The 16,777-nt window shown below is 38.0% G+C and carries 12 protein-coding genes; 4 read left to right on the forward strand and 8 right to left on the reverse strand.

All coding sequences use genetic code 11. The features are described from left to right. Positions 1 to 14 precede the first annotated feature (14 nt). Positions 15 to 374 (forward strand): RNA-binding regulator, encoded by a 360-nt coding sequence (gene rbp / locus D0817_RS22745; protein ID WP_026982652.1) that lies wholly within the window; start codon positions 15 to 17, stop codon positions 372 to 374. A gap of 277 nt (positions 375 to 651) precedes the next feature. On the opposite strand, the gene D0817_RS22750 is transcribed toward rbp, so the two are convergent. Beyond that, entirely contained in the window at positions 652 to 1,503 is an 852-nt protein-coding gene (locus tag D0817_RS22750; protein ID WP_127340645.1) for a hypothetical protein, read from the reverse strand. Between the two features lie 114 nt (positions 1,504 to 1,617). Here D0817_RS22750 and D0817_RS22755 point away from each other — a divergent pair, with 114 nt between their 5' ends. Then, positions 1,618 to 1,968 (forward strand): helix-turn-helix domain-containing protein, encoded by a 351-nt coding sequence (locus D0817_RS22755; RefSeq protein WP_127340646.1) that lies wholly within the window; start codon positions 1,618 to 1,620, stop codon positions 1,966 to 1,968. Between the two features lie 157 nt (positions 1,969 to 2,125). Here D0817_RS22755 and leuB read toward each other — a convergent pair whose 3' ends face one another. The 6 genes from leuB to D0817_RS22785 form a co-directional block, all read right to left on the reverse strand. Next, the gene (gene leuB / locus D0817_RS22760) at positions 2,126 to 3,187 is read right to left on the reverse strand and encodes a 3-isopropylmalate dehydrogenase (RefSeq protein WP_127340647.1); all 1,062 of its coding nucleotides are present in this window, start codon (positions 3,185 to 3,187) and stop codon (positions 2,126 to 2,128) included. A 98-nt stretch (positions 3,188 to 3,285) separates the two neighbouring features. After that, on the reverse strand, positions 3,286 to 4,806 hold the full coding sequence (locus D0817_RS22765; protein WP_127340648.1) for a hydroxymethylglutaryl-CoA lyase-like TIM-barrel protein: 1,521 nt from the start codon (positions 4,804 to 4,806) through the stop codon (positions 3,286 to 3,288). Between the two features lie 122 nt (positions 4,807 to 4,928). Then, the gene (gene leuD / locus D0817_RS22770) at positions 4,929 to 5,525 is read right to left on the reverse strand and encodes a 3-isopropylmalate dehydratase small subunit (RefSeq protein WP_127340649.1); all 597 of its coding nucleotides are present in this window, start codon (positions 5,523 to 5,525) and stop codon (positions 4,929 to 4,931) included. Positions 5,526 to 5,687: 162 nt separating this feature from the next. Next, positions 5,688 to 7,082, reverse strand: coding sequence for a 3-isopropylmalate dehydratase large subunit (gene leuC / locus D0817_RS22775; protein ID WP_127340650.1), 1,395 nt, complete (start codon positions 7,080 to 7,082; stop codon positions 5,688 to 5,690). A gap of 516 nt (positions 7,083 to 7,598) precedes the next feature. Further along, positions 7,599 to 8,519, reverse strand: coding sequence for a helix-turn-helix domain-containing protein (locus tag D0817_RS22780; RefSeq protein WP_127340651.1), 921 nt, complete (start codon positions 8,517 to 8,519; stop codon positions 7,599 to 7,601). A gap of 73 nt (positions 8,520 to 8,592) precedes the next feature. Then, on the reverse strand, positions 8,593 to 9,396 hold the full coding sequence (locus D0817_RS22785) for an SDR family oxidoreductase (RefSeq protein ID WP_127340652.1): 804 nt from the start codon (positions 9,394 to 9,396) through the stop codon (positions 8,593 to 8,595). Positions 9,397 to 9,723: 327 nt separating this feature from the next. On the opposite strand from D0817_RS22785, the gene dnaE reads away from it, so the two are divergent. After that, positions 9,724 to 14,262, forward strand: coding sequence for a DNA polymerase III subunit alpha (gene dnaE, locus D0817_RS22790; RefSeq protein WP_127340653.1), 4,539 nt, complete (start codon positions 9,724 to 9,726; stop codon positions 14,260 to 14,262). Between the two features lie 177 nt (positions 14,263 to 14,439). Further along, positions 14,440 to 15,390, forward strand: coding sequence for an outer membrane beta-barrel protein (locus D0817_RS22795; RefSeq protein ID WP_127340654.1), 951 nt, complete (start codon positions 14,440 to 14,442; stop codon positions 15,388 to 15,390). 384 nt (positions 15,391 to 15,774) lie between these two features. On the opposite strand, the gene D0817_RS22800 is transcribed toward D0817_RS22795, so the two are convergent. Continuing rightward, entirely contained in the window at positions 15,775 to 16,767 is a 993-nt protein-coding gene (locus D0817_RS22800; protein ID WP_127340655.1) for a Gfo/Idh/MocA family protein, read from the reverse strand. Positions 16,768 to 16,777: the final 10 nt, after the last annotated feature.

Here is a 16,777-nt window from a genome sequence, read left to right on the forward strand (position 1 = left end):
ATAAATAAGTACATATGAACATTTTTGTTGGAAGCCTTCCATTCAGTATTGAGGAAGCAGATTTAAGAGAGTCTTTCGAGGCTTACGGAGCAGTAGATTCAGTTAAAATCATTACTGATAAATTTACAGGAAGAAGCAAAGGTTTTGGTTTTGTTGAGATGCCAAACGATGCTGAAGCTCAAAAAGCAATTGATGAATTGAACGGAGCTACTGTTCAAGGTCGTGCAATTGTGGTTAATAAATCTGAACCGAAACCAGAAGGCGAAAGAAGAAGCTTCAACAATAACAGTCGTGGTGGAGATTCACGCGGAGGTTATGGTGGAGGAAACAGCCGTGGTGGAAATGACCGTGGTGGTAACAGAGGAGGATATTAATATTTTTTTCTAAAATATACAAAAGGGATCAACGAAAGTTGATCCCTTTTTTTATATAATTACTTTTTCGAAGATTTTTTCGAATAGATATTATTTCCAAAGATAAAAGCGGAGAAGACAAAAGGCATTACTGGTGAAATCTGATAAAAAAGATTTACACCTGATTTCAAACCTTCTGTTAAAATGTCATTTATGCCTAAACCGATAAAAAACAGGCAGACAACAAAAAGTAAAAACTGTATTTTTAAGTTTATTTTTATCATAATATTGCGTTTTTTTATTTTATAATAACGTTAAAGATTACTTCGTCAAAAAATCTGTCTTTAGTTCTGACAGAATTATTCTCTTTTTCAGTAAGAATATTGCCGTCTCCATCAAATTCTATCTTTTTAGGTAATTTTTTGATTTGTGCAGAAACTATTTTTCCCCTTTGTCCTTTACAAGCCTTGCCCCATTCAGCACTTGCCCATATAAAACCTACCACAGCTGCGCCTGTAGCCAATCCGAAAGATCCAACTTCAATTGTTGCAAGCCCTACAAAAGCAATACCTACTCCTATTGAAGCGGATAAGCAACTGCCAAACAAGGCATCTTCGGGAGTTAAAGAATCTTTAAAATATTCAGGTTCCATTTGATTTAGAATTCTTAAGCCATCAATAAAATTAATATATTTTTGCTTTTTAGTAATGGATAAAGGTAGATTTAATATAGATTTTGAAAAATCATTTATTGATTTTTCAAAGTTGTGTGTTGTGTTGATTTGCTTGCTAAAGTTATCAATTACTGTTATTTCTAAAGGGCTAATTAGATTTAAGTCTTTTAAAAGTTTTATATTTTCTTCGTATGAATTATCCATAATCGAGAGAGTTCCCGAATCTATTTTCATGGTCATTTCTTGTGCAGCTAAAATTTGTGAGTATGCCACAATTGGTGAGGGATCTTCTGCTTTCTGAAAAGTTTTTGTAGTATTTCTTTTTTCAAACGGAACTAACATCATATTGCTAACTGCAATAATTTCATCATCACTTAATTGATGTAGTTGATTAATAGCTTTACCATCAATTTTTTCATCACCATCACATGAAAAGAGAGAAATAAAGGCGACTATTCCTAATAATAATTTTTTCACAATCAATAATTTAGAGATATTTCTTATAAACAAAGATTATAAATAACTAATTTATTTGCTATTCTGAAAGAAATATTTTACATTCGTTTTTGACTAATCGAATTAAAGAGGAGAATGTCGGTAGGATTTAAGATAAAGAAACTCAGGGAGCAAAAAGATTTGTCACAGTATTCATTGGCTATCACATTGAATATTTCTCAGAGCGAATTATCTAAAATTGAAAATGGTCAAACAAAAAAAATTGACTTTTTACTGATGTATAAAGTCTGTAGTTATTTTGATACGAGCCTTGAATTTTTTATCGAAAAAGAGCATCAAATTAATAAAAAGGAGGAATTACGAAGTGATTATAATATTTCTGCATCAACTAATTTTTATCCTGAAAAAATAATTGAGGATATAAAAAAGCTCATAGAGGATAATAAACAAAAAGCGAAGTTGATAGAGATCCTAAGGAAAAAATAAAAAAAAAAAGATTCAGTAATAAGAAAAAAAGGGATCAACGAAAGTTGATCCTTTTTTTCATGGACTAAAATTTTGTTTCAGGTTTCAAGTTTGTTTTGTTTCACGTTCCCAATAATAACCTGAAACTTGAACAAAATAAAACCTGAAACAAATAAAACTATAAATTCGCTACAAGCCAGTCTCCAACTTCGCTGGTTTTGTAGGTTTTTGATCCTTTTGGTGCTAAATCTTCCGTTACAACTCCTTGTTCTAACGATTTGTTTACAACCGCTCTGATAGCTTCAGCTTCGGCTTTTAGTCCAAAAGCATCTTCGAACATCATGGCGGCAGATAAAATAGTGGCTAACGGATTCGCAATATTCAATCCGGTTGCCTGTGGATAAGAGCCGTGGATTGGCTCATATAAGGAAGTATGTTCCCCAACAGAAGCAGAAGGCATTAATCCCATTGAACCTGAAATTACAGAAGCTTCATCGGTTAAAATATCTCCGAATAAATTCTCAGTAATCAATACGTCATAAGAGTTTGGCCATTGCACCAAACGCATGGCAACAGCATCAACAAATTCATAAGAAACCGTAACTTCAGGATAGTCTTTTTCCATTGCCTGAACAGTTTCCCTCCATAAACGTGAAGTTTCCAAAACATTTGCTTTGTCTACACAACATAGTTTTTTGCTTCGTGTCATGGCTAATTCAAAACCTTTTTTGGCAAGGCGTTGTACTTCGGCTCTGGTATACACACAGTTATCGAAAGCAGTTTCTCCGTCGTCTCTTCTTCCTTTTTCGCCAAAGTAGATTCCGCCTGTTAATTCTCTTAAGAAAACCAAATCTGTTCCTTCAATTCGCTCTCTTTTTAAAGGAGAATTATCAATTAAAGATGGGAAAGTAAAAGTTGGACGCACATTTGCGAACAATCCCAATTTTTTACGCATCAACAATAATCCCTGCTCCGGACGAACAGGGGCACTTGGGTCATTATCGTATTTTGGGTGACCGATTGCCCCAAATAAAACGGCATCCGCTTTCATGCAAATTTCGTGAGTCTCATCAGGATAAGGAACCCCAACCGCATCAATGGCACAAGCTCCCGTCAAAGCTGGTGTCCAGGTTATTTCGTGATTGAATTTTTTTGCAATAGCATCAGATACTTTTACCGCTTCATTTATTACCTCAGGACCAATTCCGTCTCCTGCTAAAAGGGCTATGTTAAATTTCATTTTTTATGTTTGTTATGTTATTTGTTAGGTTCTAAGGTTCTGAGATGCTAAGTTCCTAAGCTTTTTTAATGTGTTAGAAACTTAGCACCTTAGTAGCTTTACGGAATCACATTCAGCATTTTTTGTGTTGCAATAATGGCTGCAACAGTCTGATCTGAATCTAATCCTCGGGTTTTGAATTCTTTTCCGTTATTTACCCAGGTGATAATCGTTTCACACAAGGCATCAGAACTACTGCCCGGTGGAATTCTCACGGCGTAATCAATGAGTTTTGGTAATGTTAATTTCTTTTGTTTATAGATTTTAGATAACGCGTTCATGAAAGCATCAAACTGACCGTCGCCCTGTGCATTTTCTTCGATAACTTCGTCATCAATTTTTAATAGCAAAGTGGTTGACGGACGCATTCCTTTTGAGTGTACTAATATATAGGACTCAATCGTGATTTTATCCTGGTAGGTATGACTGTCCAGAACATCGGAAATGATATAGGGAAGATCTTCTTTGGTAACAGTTTCTTTTTTGTCTCCCAATTCGATGATTCTCTGTGTAACTAATTTTAAGTCTTCCTGGTTGAGTTTTAAACCCAGCTCCTGAAGATTTTTTTCAATATTAGCTTTTCCAGAGGTTTTTCCGAGAGCGTATTTTCTTTTTCTTCCAAAGCGTTCCGGAAGCAAATCGTTAAAATACAAGTTGTTTTTATTGTCGCCATCGGCATGAATTCCGGCAGTTTGTGTAAAAACATTATCGCCTACAATGGGCTTGTTGGCCGGAATCCTGTATCCTGTAAATGTTTCCACCAGTTTGCTCACCGAATATAACGAGGTCTCTTTTATATTGATGCGCACTTCCGGCATATAATCGTTTATCACGGCTACGGTGCTTTCCAGAGGAGCATTACCAGCGCGTTCCCCCATTCCGTTTACGGTCACGTGTAAACCGCTGATGCCGGCTTTTACAGCTTCCATCACATTGGCAACGCTTAAATCGTAATCATTGTGGGCGTGAAAATCAAAATGAATATTGGGATATCTAGTTGTAATTTTTGAGATAAAATCAAAAGCCTGCGACGGAATTAATACACCCAGCGTGTCCGGAAGTAAAATCCTCTTTACGGGCTGCTGCGTTAAGAAATCCAAATACTGAAAAACATATTCAGGAGAATTACGCATTCCGTTGCTCCAGTCTTCCAGATAGACATTGGTTTCTATGTTATTCTCTTTTGCTAAAGCGATAGCTTGTGCTATTTCGGAAAAATGCTGTTCGGGTGTTTTTTTTAATTGATGGGTGAGGTGATTTAAAGAACCTTTCGTTAATAAATTCTGGACTTTTGCACCCGATTTCTTCATCCATTCAATAGACAATCCTCCGTCTACGAAGGTAAGAACTTCGATCCGGTTGGCGTATCCTTTTTCTTCAGCCCAGGACATAATGCCTTTTACGCCCTGAAATTCGCCTTCGCTCACCCGAGCAGAAGCAATTTCGATTCTATCAATATTTAATTCTTCCAATAATAATTGCGCAATGGTCAGTTTTTCTGCAGCAGAAAATGATACTCCGGAGGTTTGTTCACCATCACGAAGCGTCGTATCCATTATTTCAATTTTTCTTTTTTCCATATTGATATGCTATATTTCTAAAAATGAAATTATAGTTGTTTTATGTTTTTCTCTCTTTAATTTAGAAAGACCCGACAGGTTTTTGGAATCTGTCGGGTCTGAATAGAATGAACAAGATTTTTTTAGTACGGAAGTTTATCGGCGAAAGTCACAATATCTTCTTTAATATTTTGCAGATAATCAATGTCATCAAAACCATTGATCATATTGTTCTTTTTATATCCGTTAATGGCAAAAGACTCTTGTTGTCCTGTCGCTAATAAAGTAATCGTCTGGTTGGGTAAGTTGATTTCTAACTTGGTTTTCGGATCTGCTTCGATGGCTTTGAAAATGGTATCGGCAAATTCAGGGCTAACCTGAACCGGTAAAACACCAATATTCAGACAGTTTCCTTTAAAGATATCGGCAAAGAAACTTGAAACCACAGCTCTGAAACCGTAATCGTACACGGCCCACGCAGCATGTTCTCTGGAAGAACCTGAACCGAAGTTTTTTCCTCCCACCAGGATTTTTCCGCTGTAAGTGGAGTCGTTCAAAACGAAATCCGCTTTTGGAGAATCGTCTCCGTTGTATCTCCAGTCTCTAAAAAGATTGTCTCCAAAACCTTCACGTTTTGTCGCTTTCAGGAAACGGGCCGGGATGATTTGATCTGTATCTACGTTCTCAATTGGTAGTGGCACCGCACTACTGGTAAGTATATTAAATTTATCGTATGCCATTTTAATTTTAGATTTTTGGATTTTAGATTTTAGATTTTTTCGCTGGGATGAATTCTAAACGCTAAATTTTTTTGTATTAAATAATGTAAATCAGTTTTTTGTTTGAAAATATTTAGACAGAAGACTACACAAAGTGAAAATCTAAAATCTAAACTCTCCAATCTAAAATAATTCTCTAGGGTCAGTTAGTTTTCCGGTAACAGCAGCAGCGGCAGCCATAATCGGACTTGCCAGTAATGTTCTTGAACCGGGACCCTGACGGCCTTCAAAGTTTCGGTTTGAAGTACTCACCGCATATTTTCCGGCTGGAACTTTATCATCGTTCATCGCCAGACATGCGGAACATCCAGGCTGACGTAATACAAAACCGGCTTCGGTAAGAATATCCAATAAACCTTCTTCTTTAATCTGGGCTTCCACAACGTGGGAACCCGGAACTAACCAGGCGGTAACATTATCTGCTTTTTTTCTTCCTTTCACAATTTCTGTAAAGGCTCTGAAATCTTCAATACGCCCGTTTGTACAACTTCCAAGGAAAACAAAGTCAATTGGTTTTCCAATCATCACGTCATCTTCTTCAAAGCCCATATAGGCTAAGGATTTTTTATACGTTTCCTCTCCGCCTTCCACCTGATTGGCGTTCGGAATATGTTTGGTGATACCAATTCCCATTCCAGGGTTCGTACCATAAGTAATCATTGGTTCGATGTCAGCAGCGTTGATGTTTAATTCCGCATCAAAAACAGCGTCAGCATCGGTTTTTAAAGTTTTCCAATAAGCAACTGCTTTGTCCCAGGCTTCACCTTTTGGGGCATAAAGTCTTCCTTCAAGGAAATCGAAAGTTTTTTGGTCCGGAGCGATCATTCCGCCACGGGCACCCATTTCGATACTTAGGTTACAAACCGTCATACGGCCTTCCATAGTCATATTTTCAAAAACATCACCGGCATATTCAACAAAATATCCGGTACCTCCGGAAGTCGTCAATTGTGCAATAATATAAAGTGCTACGTCTTTTGGACCAACACCTTTGCTCAATTCACCGTTTACGTTGATACGCATTTTCTTTGGTTTTGGCTGCATGATACACTGCGTAGAAAGTACCATTTCAACCTCAGAAGTTCCGATACCAAAAGCAATCGCTCCGAAGGCACCGTGAGTAGACGTGTGGGAATCCCCACAAACAATAGTAGCACCCGGCAAAGTAATTCCGTTTTCAGGACCCACTACGTGCACAATTCCATTTTTAATGTGACCTAATCCCCAGTGCGAAATTCCGTATTCGGCAGCATTATCTTCAAGAGCTTTAAGCTGATTGGCAGACAAGGCATCCTCCACTGGTAAATGTTGGTTTATGGTTGGTGTATTGTGATCGGCAGTTGCAAAAGTACGTTCCGGGTATAAAACCTTTACGCCTCTGGCTTTTAATCCTAAAAAAGCAACGGGACTTGTAACCTCATGAATGAAATGACGGTCAATAAAAAACACATCCGGTCCATCTTCAATTTTACGCACTACATGTGAATCCCATACTTTGTCAAATAATGTCTTACTCATTTTTTATTTTTTTTAATTGTAATTTCTAACCACAGCAATTTCCTGCTCATTATAATAGGAAAACAAAAGTAAAAAAAGATACAAGGGCGTCAATTTCAATATTTCATTATATACGATACCCAAACCGGAATACAAATTGCAATTGGCATTTATGCGCTTGGATTTTTATCGAAAAAGGAATAGAAAATTGAATTTATTTTTCTTTTTCTGCTTAAATTATTTCTTGTTGGTTTTTGTTTTGATATTTTGCAAAATTATCTTAAAATCGCTACTAAACAGGGTGTTTTGGCTAAAAAAATGTAACAAATTGAATAAAAGTAGTAATAATTATCAGTTTTGATTTGTTTTAGGAATCTGCTGCCTCCAGGGTTTTGAGGGCTTAAAACAGCAATTTTTAAAGATTTTTATTATTCTGAAATTTACCAAAATACTACGACATCCAAGAAGTGTATTTTTATGAAAATTTATGATTTTTGAGGTAAAAAAATGATTTGAGAATGCAGATAATTCCGAAGGCTAATTGAGTGAATTTTTAAACTCTAATGGGGTGAGGCTGGTTTTCTTTTTGAAAAGTTTACTGAAGGACTGAGGGTATTCAAAACCCAGTTGATAAGCTATTTCCGCTACCGAAAGATTGGAGCTAATAAGGAAATCCTTTGATTTTTCTATTAGTTTGGAATGGATATGCTGTTGCGCATTTTGCCCGGTTAGGTTCCGAAGCATGTCACTCAGGTAATGACTCGAAACGTTAATTTGTGAAGCGAGGAAATCTACTGTAGGCAGCCCTCTTTTTAGTGTTTCAGCATTATTAAGATAATTATCCAGCGTTTCTTCGACTTTGAGTAATAAGTCGTGGCTGATTGTTTTTCGCGTAATGAACTGGCGTTTGTAAAAACGATTGCTGTAATTAAGTAAAACATCAAGATACGATACAATCACATCCTGGCTCATTTCGTCGATAGTAGTATGAAGTTCCTTGTCAATGCTTGTTAATAATCCGATAATAGTCGTTTTTTCGCTGTCGGAAAGATGCAGTGCTTCATTGGTGTCGTAGGAGAAGAAGCCGTATTTTTTAATCGTTTTTCCTAAAGGATAATTCCTGATAAAGTCCGGGTGAAAAAAAAGCGTATAGCCAAAATATTCAGCCCCTTCTTCATTATCGGTAAAAATCAATTGGTTGGGGGAGGTAAACATTAGGCCTCCTTCATTAAAATCATAATATCCCTGGCCGTAACCCATTTTTCCATTAGTAGAATATTTATATGATATTTTATAGAAATCGAGCAGGAAATGGTTATTGGTCAGATCAGCATTTATAACAAGTTTGGTATTATCCACCAAGGTAATCAGAGGATGAACCGGTTTAGGTAACCGGAACAAACTATGAAATTGTGATATTGAGGAAATTCTGGTCGGATTGTTGTTTTTCTTTTCCATGATATAAATGTATAAAAAATCAAGAATAATAATACCGCACAGGGTATCAAAAGCTGTGCGGTATTGTACTGAATTAGGCGCCCAGAAATTGTTTGCCGAAGGCAGCACGAAAAACCTCGTCTCCTTGTTCCTGTCTTTGTTTGTAGAGTGCTTTAGCATCTTCTCCGGCAACATATCTCAGTTGGATTTTTCCGTCTGTGGCAGCTTCGTAAACTACGTCCGCAATTTGTTCTGCAGTAGATGCCATTTCAAACATCGTATCAACACTTGCAAACAAGCTTTTTGTCATTGCTTCGTATTCAGGTTTAGTAGCTGAATCAAGTGAGCCGTGCAGGAATTCGGTTTTGATCCCGCCCGGGGAAACCGTTTTAATGTGTACGCCAAACGGATTCAGTTCATACGCCATGCTTTCGCTCCAGCCTTCCAGTCCCCATTTGGTGGCGTGGTATACGGAGCCCAGAGGAAAAGAAATCAATCCGCCGATAGAAGTAGTTGAGATGAACAATCCGCTTTTTCTTTCTCTGAAATACGGAATAAAAGCATTGGTCACGCGAATTACTCCAAGCAGATTGGTGTTGAGCTGTTTGGTAATCTGGTCGTCATTAAAGCTCTCCAATGGACCTATCAAACCATAACCTGCATTGTTGAAAACGACATCAATATCGCTTAATACCAGTGCTTTTTGAACCGTGCTTTGTATCTGGTCATAATTCGTAACATCCAATGGCAGCAGGGTTATATTGTTTAAATTAGAAAGTTCTGTTTCCTTTTCAGGATTTCTCATTGTTGCGATTACATTCCATCCTTTTGCTTGGAATAATTTTGCTGCAGCTTTTCCTAATCCGGAAGAAGCGCCTGTGATAAAAATTGTTTTCATAACTAATTGTTTTAATTTGATAAGGCAAAGTTCAGGATAGGCTGCAGTTTAAAAGTGTTCATTTTGGTGCAATGAGTATCCAAAATGGATAATCGAATTTTTCAGGATCAAATAATCGAATTTTTATCATTTTTATTGGTTTTTAACAGTTTCTAATCATGATCCTGATTAATGCTTTTTGTTGATAATTCATTTTTCATTCGCTTAAAAAAAGTGTAAATTTGAACTCCCTCCATTTTCTATAAGGCAATTTTTTATAATCCATATAATCAGATATTTATATGGGGAAGATTGGAATTTGGAATTTAATTTTTGCTATTTAAACTTATGTATTTAATATTCGATACCGAAACCACCGGATTACCCAAACGCTGGGATGCCCCGATAACCGATTCTGACAACTGGCCGCGCTGTATACAGATCGCATGGCAGCTGCATGACGAAATGGGACAATTAATCGAACATCAGGATTATTTGGTTAAACCCTACGGATTTAATATTCCGTATGATGCAGAACGTATTCACGGAATCTCAACAGAGTTGGCTGAAGCCGATGGAATCACCCTGGCCGAAGTTCTAGAGAAATTCAATATCGCTTTAAGCAAAACCAAATTTATCGTCGGTCAGAATTTAGGTTTTGACGTTAACATCATGGGAGCAGAATTCCATAGAATGGGAGTGGATTCTCCAATGAGTGCTATGCCGGTTTTAGATACCTGTACCGAAGTAACCGCTTCCTTATTGCAGCTTCCCGGAGGTCGTGGCGGTAAATTTAAATTGCCAACCTTAACAGAATTACACAGCTATCTTTTTAATAAACCGTTTGCAGAAGCCCACAACGCAACTGCCGACGTTGAGGCAACAACGCGTTGCTTTCTGGAACTAATCAGAAGAGAGGTTTTTACCAAAGAAGAATTAGATGTCCCGCAGGATTATTTCAGGGAATTTCAAAATAGAAACCCGCAGGAGTTTCCGCTCATTGGTCTGAAACACATCAACTTAAAAGCAGCCTCTGATAAAATCAGGGAGCAGTTAAGAGCTTTAGAAGGAAATGCAAGGCAGACAACGGTTTCAGATTCTGACAGAGAAGATTTTAAAGCGGCAAAATACGCGCATTTACACAATCATACCCAGTTTTCGGTTTTACAATCCACCATAGGAATTGGCAATATCGTTGCGGCTACAGCCAAAAACGGAATGCCGGCCGTTGCCATGACCGATACCGGAAACATGATGGGGGCTTTCCATTTTGTGAGCGCCGTTATGAATCACAACAAGGCGGCATCAGCTAAAAACAAAGCTTTGGCTGAGGCTGGTGAAGAGCCAACGGAAACCGAAATCAAACCAATCGTGGGCTGTGAATTTAATGTTTGCGACAACCACTTGGATAAAAGCAAAAAAGACAACGGTAATCAGGTTGTATTGCTGGCCAAAAATAAAAAAGGCTATCACAATCTGGCCAAAATGTCGTCGATTGCCTTTACCGACGGGTTTTATTATGTTCCAAGGGTCGATCGAAAAATTATCGAACAATACAAGGAAGATATCATGGTATTGTCCGGAAATTTATACGGAGAAATCCAGAGTAAAATTCTGAACATAGGTGAAAACCAGGCCGAAGAAGCCCTGATTTGGTGGAAAGAACAATTTGGGGATGACTTTTATCTGGAAGTCATGCGCCACAACCAGGAAGACGAGAATCGTGTCAACAAAACGCTGATTGAGTTTTCCCAAAAGCACAATGTCAAGTTAATTGCCACAAACAATACCTATTATTTAAATAAGGAAGATGCCAATGCGCACGATATTTTATTGTGTGTAAAAGACGGGGAAAAACAGGCAACACCAATCGGCCGTGGCCGTGGTTATCGCTACGGATTACCCAATCAGGAGTACTATTACAAGTCGCAGGAAGAGATGAAAAAACTTTTTGCCGATTTGCCGGATGCTATTATCAATATTCAGGAAATTGTCGACAAGGTTGAGATTTACTCGCTTTACAGAGATGTATTGCTTCCGAAATTTGATATTCCCGAAGAATTTATAGTTCCGGAAGATGAAGCCGATGGCGGAGTAAGAGGAGAGAATAAATATTTGCGACACCTGACGATGGTGGGTGCCAAAAAGAGATATGGAGAGATTACGGAATCAATTCAGGAACGTCTGGATTTCGAGTTATTAACGATTTCGAATTCCGGATACCCGGGCTACTTCCTGATCGTTCAGGATTTTATCGCCGAAGCCCGGAACATGGACGTTTCGGTAGGTCCGGGCCGTGGATCTGCAGCGGGTTCTGCCGTTGCTTACTGTTTGGGAATTACGAATATTGACCCGATTAAGTACGACTTGCTTTTTGAGCGTTTCCTGAATCCGGATCGTGTATCCATGCCCGATATTGATATCGATTTTGATGACGAGGGCCGTGGACGTGTTATGGATTATGTAATCAATAAGTACGGTAAAAATCAGGTAGCGCAAATTATTACCTATGGTAAAATGGCCACCAAGTCGGCGATTCGTGATACGGCGCGTGTGTTGGATTTGCCGTTGTTTGAAGCTGACAGGATTGCAAAACTGATTCCGGCCATGATGCCGTCGAAATGGAATTTAGCGCGTTTTATTTCTGAAAACGAAGATGAGGTTAAAAAAGCACTTCGTTCGGATGAATTTGACAATGTAAAAGAACTGATCGCGATTGCCAACGAAGACGATTTGGCAGGAGAAACCATCCAGCAGGCCAAAATCCTGGAGGGATCGATGCGAAATACCGGTATTCACGCCTGTGGGGTAATCATTACGCCATCGGATATTACGAATTTCGTTCCGGTTACCACCGCTAAAGATTCTGATTTATATGTAACCCAGTTTGATAACTCGGTGGCCGAAAGTGCAGGATTGCTAAAAATGGACTTTCTGGGTCTGAAGACCCTTACCCTGATAAAAGATACCGTTAAGCTGGTAAAATACAGAACCGGAATTGATTTGGATCCGGATGTTTTCCCAATTGATGATCAGGAAACGTATGCACTCTTTCAAAGAGGAGAAACGGTTGGAATCTTCCAGTACGAGTCACCCGGAATGCAGAAATACATGAAGGACCTGAAACCGACGGTTTTCGGTGATTTAATTGCCATGAACGCCTTGTATCGCCCGGGACCTTTGGAGTATATTCCTTCTTTTGTTCGAAGAAAAAATGGCGAAGAAGAAATCAAATACGATTTAGATGCCTGTGAGGAATATTTAGGAGAGACTTACGGAATTACGGTTTACCAGGAGCAGGTAATGCTTTTGTCGCAATCGCTGGCTGATTTTACCAAAGGTGAAGCCGACGTTTTGCGTAAAGCGATGGGTAAAAAACAAAAAGACGTTCTGGATAAAATGAAGCCTAAATTTGTGGAGCAGGCGGCAAAAAAAGGCCATGATGCAAAAATTCTGGAGAAAATCTGGAAAGACTGGGAAGCTTTTGCGAGTTATGCCTTCAACAAATCCCACTCCACTTGTTACGCCTGGATTGCCTATCAGACGGCGTATCTGAAAGCACATTACCCTGCAGAATATATGGCAGCGGTGCTTTCGAATAATATGAATGATATCAAGCAGGTATCCTTTTTTATGGAGGAGTGCAAACGTATGGGATTGGAAGTTTTAGGCCCTGATGTGAATGAGTCGTACTATAAATTTACGGTAAATGATAATTATGCTGTCCGTTTCGGGATGGGAGCCATCAAAGGAGTAGGTTCAGGAGCCGTTGCAACAATTGTCGAGAACAGAAAAGACGGAAGATATAAATCTATTTTTGATTTGGCAAAACGAATTGATTTGCGTGCGGCCAATAAAAAAGCAATCGAGAACCTGGCTTTGGCCGGAGGATTTGATTCGTTTGAAGGAACAACAAGAGCGCAGTATTTTCATGACGATGGTGACGGAATTACATTCTATGAAAAAGCAATGCGTTATGGGGCGAAATTTCAGGAAAATGAAAACTCATCTCAGGTAAGTTTATTCGGAGAAGCAAGTGAAGTCCAGATTGCCGAACCTGTTGTGCCTCCGTGCGAAGACTGGAGTACCATGGAAAAACTGGCCAAAGAAAAAGAAGTGGTGGGGATTTATATCTCCGGACATCCGCTGGATGATTTTAGGTTTGAAATGAAATACTTCTGCAATGCCCGACTCGAAGCCCTGAAAAGCATGGAATTATATGTCGGTAAAAACCTGAATTTTGCCGGAATCATAAATAATGTACAGCACCGTGTCGCTAAAAACGGAAAAGGCTGGGCGGTATTCAACTTAGAAGGCTATGATGAAAGTTATGAGTTTAAGATTTTTGGTGAAGAATATTTAAAGTTTCGCCATTTCCTGATTCAGAATAATTTTGCTTTCCTGAAAATCTTAATAAAAGACGGCTGGGTCAATCACGATACAGGTAAAAAATCAGAACCGAGAATGCAGTTTGTTGAGATCAGGCAATTGCAGGATATTCTGGAAGCCTTTGCCAAAAAATTGGTTTTGTTGCTGAATATTAAAGATCTGCAAACGGAATTTATTCACAGACTGAGTCATTTATTTAATGAAAATAAAGGCGATAATACCGTGACTTTTGAAATCATGGAACTGGAGAAAATAAAACGACTCGTGGCAGTAGAAACACCAACCGATTTTGAAGAAACCGAGGATGCTGTTTTTGCAGAGGAGAATGAAAATGAAGATGCACCACTCGAAGAAACTAAAATTCAGGAAGTAAATGAAGTTGAGGAAATTAAGGTAGTAACCAAATTAACGATGCCAAGCAGAAGATTAAAGATTAAAATTTCGACCGAATTACTGCAGGAATTAGAAAAAATGCAGGTTAATTTTAAGCTGAACTAAATTTTAACAGTTAAAATTTAAGAGTATGCATTTTTTTTTAGTTAAAAATATGCATGCATAATACTTTTTTAGTAATATTGCTCAAAATTACAACGATTTCGCTACAAGTCTAACGAAGCAAACTGTAAGATTGTGTTAAAATAATCTAAGTTTGTATAAATTAATTAAATCAGAATTATGAAAAAGAACCTATTTTTATTAGGATTATTAGTTTGCTCTATGGCCACAATGGCGCAGACAGAAAAAGCAGACAAACCAGAAAGCTGGTATTTTAAATTGGGAGGGTCATACTTTAACCAAACAGCTTCAACTGAATTTCCAACAGTTGGAGGAAATGCAGCTTTAGATAGAACATATGTAGGAGGAAAATTAGTTTCTGAAAAAAGTGTAACAGGTTCTTTCGGACAAGGTTTTAGAACAGGTATAACTGCAGGATATCGCTTTTCAACACGTATAGGAGTTGAGTTAGGAGTTAATTATTACACTAGTAATGATAAGAAAATGGCTCAAACAACATCTGATTTACCTATTACTCCAACTGGTGTATATAGTTTTAAATCGGTAGGTCAAATCACTGCGTTTGATGTAGCACCTGCAATTGTAATGTTTTTAGGTGAATCTAAAGGTTTTGAACCTTATACTAAAGTTGGGATTTTAGTTCCTATCCATGGAGATTTAGAAATTACTTCTGATGCATATGCTCCAATTGCTTTTACACCTCAAGGAGCTCCAGCTGCTTTTGGAAATGTTCACAGTGTTGATAAAGTAAAACCAAATCCGACATTAGGATTTACTGCAGCTCTAGGTACAACTTACAAGCTTACTACACATCTTTCAGCTTTTGCGGAATTAGAGTACCGTAACTTTACAGTGCATGGTAAAACAAAAGAAACAACTGAATTTACAGTGAATGGACAAGATGCGTTAGCAACTAGAACTACAGCGCAAATTCATACAAACTATCAAGATCATTTAGATGTTAATTCTAATAATGCTTTATTTAACCCAAATACAGCTACTCCTGATCAAAGAGATACTACAAGACCTAATGATGCAATGGATGAATTAAGTTCATATGTTGGAATTTCAGGTTTAGGTTTAACTTTAGGAATTAAATACAGCCTATAATTTTTTACAGTTTATAGTTTTTAGAAAAAGAGGATATTCGAAATGAATATCCTCTTTTTTTTGGCCTTGTGTCATTTCATTTCTCTAATAAAACTAAATCTTTTTAGGAGCTAATCCCGCTATTCGTTTCAATCTTTTGCGGCGAACCCCGCCACAAAAGGATTTGCACTGCTATCGGGGCTATGGCAATCATTTTCATAAAAGCTTTTAGTTTACGCCAACCCGACAGGTTTTAAAACCTGTCGGGTTCCGAAATTGTGTGATATTAAATTTTGAAGGATAAAAAAGGCTTTAGCCAAAAGCTCACGTCTTTTGGCTAAAGCCTTTTTATATTTGATTCTTCAGCTTTCGGCTAAAGCCGGAGGCAATTTAAAATCGTAATGATTATTTCGAATTTCTAAATTCTTTCAGCACTTCATCAATAACCCAGGTTGTTCTCGCTGCTGAGGTTCCTTTTGACGGAGAAACCCCTTCGTTACCCAAAAGTTCGGCAACGACGGTTTCGATAAAAGGCTGCTGAATATGAAGCGGGTTTTCGATTGTAATAGTTTCTTTTTCCCCGTTTGCATATTGAATATGAATCGGGTCATTTCCGAAAGTAGAGAAAGAGATTTTTCCTTTATCACCTACAATTTCAGTATTGTCATAACGCTCAAAACTGGCAAAATTCCATAGACCGGTTCCATGAATTCCGTTTTCAAATAAAAACGACATCGAAACCGAATCTTCGGCAGGATAAGCAAGAAGTTGTGAAGTTGCATGTCCGAGAACCGATTTAATAGGGCCAAAGACAAAGTCCAGAAAATCTAAAGTATGACAAGCCAGATCAACAAAAATACCACCTCCGGAGATATGGGGCAAAACCGTCCAGGGCAAATTAATATCATCGTCGTATCTTTTTTCAAACGGATGATATAAAACACAATTTACATGTCTGATCTTGCCTAATTTATTTTGATCTATGAGTTCCTTTATTTTTAAAAATCTCGGTAAACTTCTTCTGTAATAAGCCACAAATAGCGGAACATTATGTTCTTTGCAGGCGCTGATCATTTCGTTGCACTCTTCAAAGTTCAATGCCATTGGTTTTTCCACATACACCGGTTTTCCGGCTTTGGCGCACAAAATTGTATATTCTTTATGGGAGGATGGCGGAGTAGCAATATAAACAGCATCAACTTCCGGGTCGTTAATTAAATCTGTTGCATTCGAGTACCATTTTGCCACATTATGGCGTTTGGCGTAATCTTCGGCAAGGGCAGCATCCCGGCGCATTACAGCTACTAAAGCTGAATTTGGGGTTTTCTGGAAAGCAGGCCCGCTTTTAACTTCGGTTACATTCCCACAACCTATGATTCCCCATTTTACAATTTTCATTTTTCTGGTT

This window comes from Flavobacterium cupreum (assembly GCF_003996965.1).
GTDB classification, from domain to species: Bacteria; Bacteroidota; Bacteroidia; order Flavobacteriales; family Flavobacteriaceae; genus Flavobacterium; species Flavobacterium cupreum.

What these genes read in the sequence shown, in the direction of transcription:
- rbp (WP_026982652.1), top strand. Translation starts at nt 15, where the DNA reads ATGAACATTTTTGTTGGAAGCCTTCCATTCAGTATTGAGGAAGCAGAT.
- D0817_RS22755 (WP_127340646.1), top strand. Translation starts at nt 1,618, where the DNA reads ATGTCGGTAGGATTTAAGATAAAGAAACTCAGGGAGCAAAAAGATTTG.
- leuB (WP_127340647.1), bottom strand. Translation starts at nt 3,187, where the DNA reads ATGAAATTTAACATAGCCCTTTTAGCAGGAGACGGAATTGGTCCTGAG.
- D0817_RS22765 (WP_127340648.1), bottom strand. Translation starts at nt 4,806, where the DNA reads ATGGAAAAAAGAAAAATTGAAATAATGGATACGACGCTTCGTGATGGT.
- leuD (WP_127340649.1), bottom strand. Translation starts at nt 5,525, where the DNA reads ATGGCATACGATAAATTTAATATACTTACCAGTAGTGCGGTGCCACTA.
- leuC (WP_127340650.1), bottom strand. Translation starts at nt 7,082, where the DNA reads ATGAGTAAGACATTATTTGACAAAGTATGGGATTCACATGTAGTGCGT.
- D0817_RS22780 (WP_127340651.1), bottom strand. Translation starts at nt 8,519, where the DNA reads ATGGAAAAGAAAAACAACAATCCGACCAGAATTTCCTCAATATCACAA.
- D0817_RS22785 (WP_127340652.1), bottom strand. Translation starts at nt 9,396, where the DNA reads ATGAAAACAATTTTTATCACAGGCGCTTCTTCCGGATTAGGAAAAGCT.
- dnaE (WP_127340653.1), top strand. Translation starts at nt 9,724, where the DNA reads ATGTATTTAATATTCGATACCGAAACCACCGGATTACCCAAACGCTGG.
- D0817_RS22795 (WP_127340654.1), top strand. Translation starts at nt 14,440, where the DNA reads ATGAAAAAGAACCTATTTTTATTAGGATTATTAGTTTGCTCTATGGCC.
- D0817_RS22800 (WP_127340655.1), bottom strand. Translation starts at nt 16,767, where the DNA reads ATGAAAATTGTAAAATGGGGAATCATAGGTTGTGGGAATGTAACCGAA.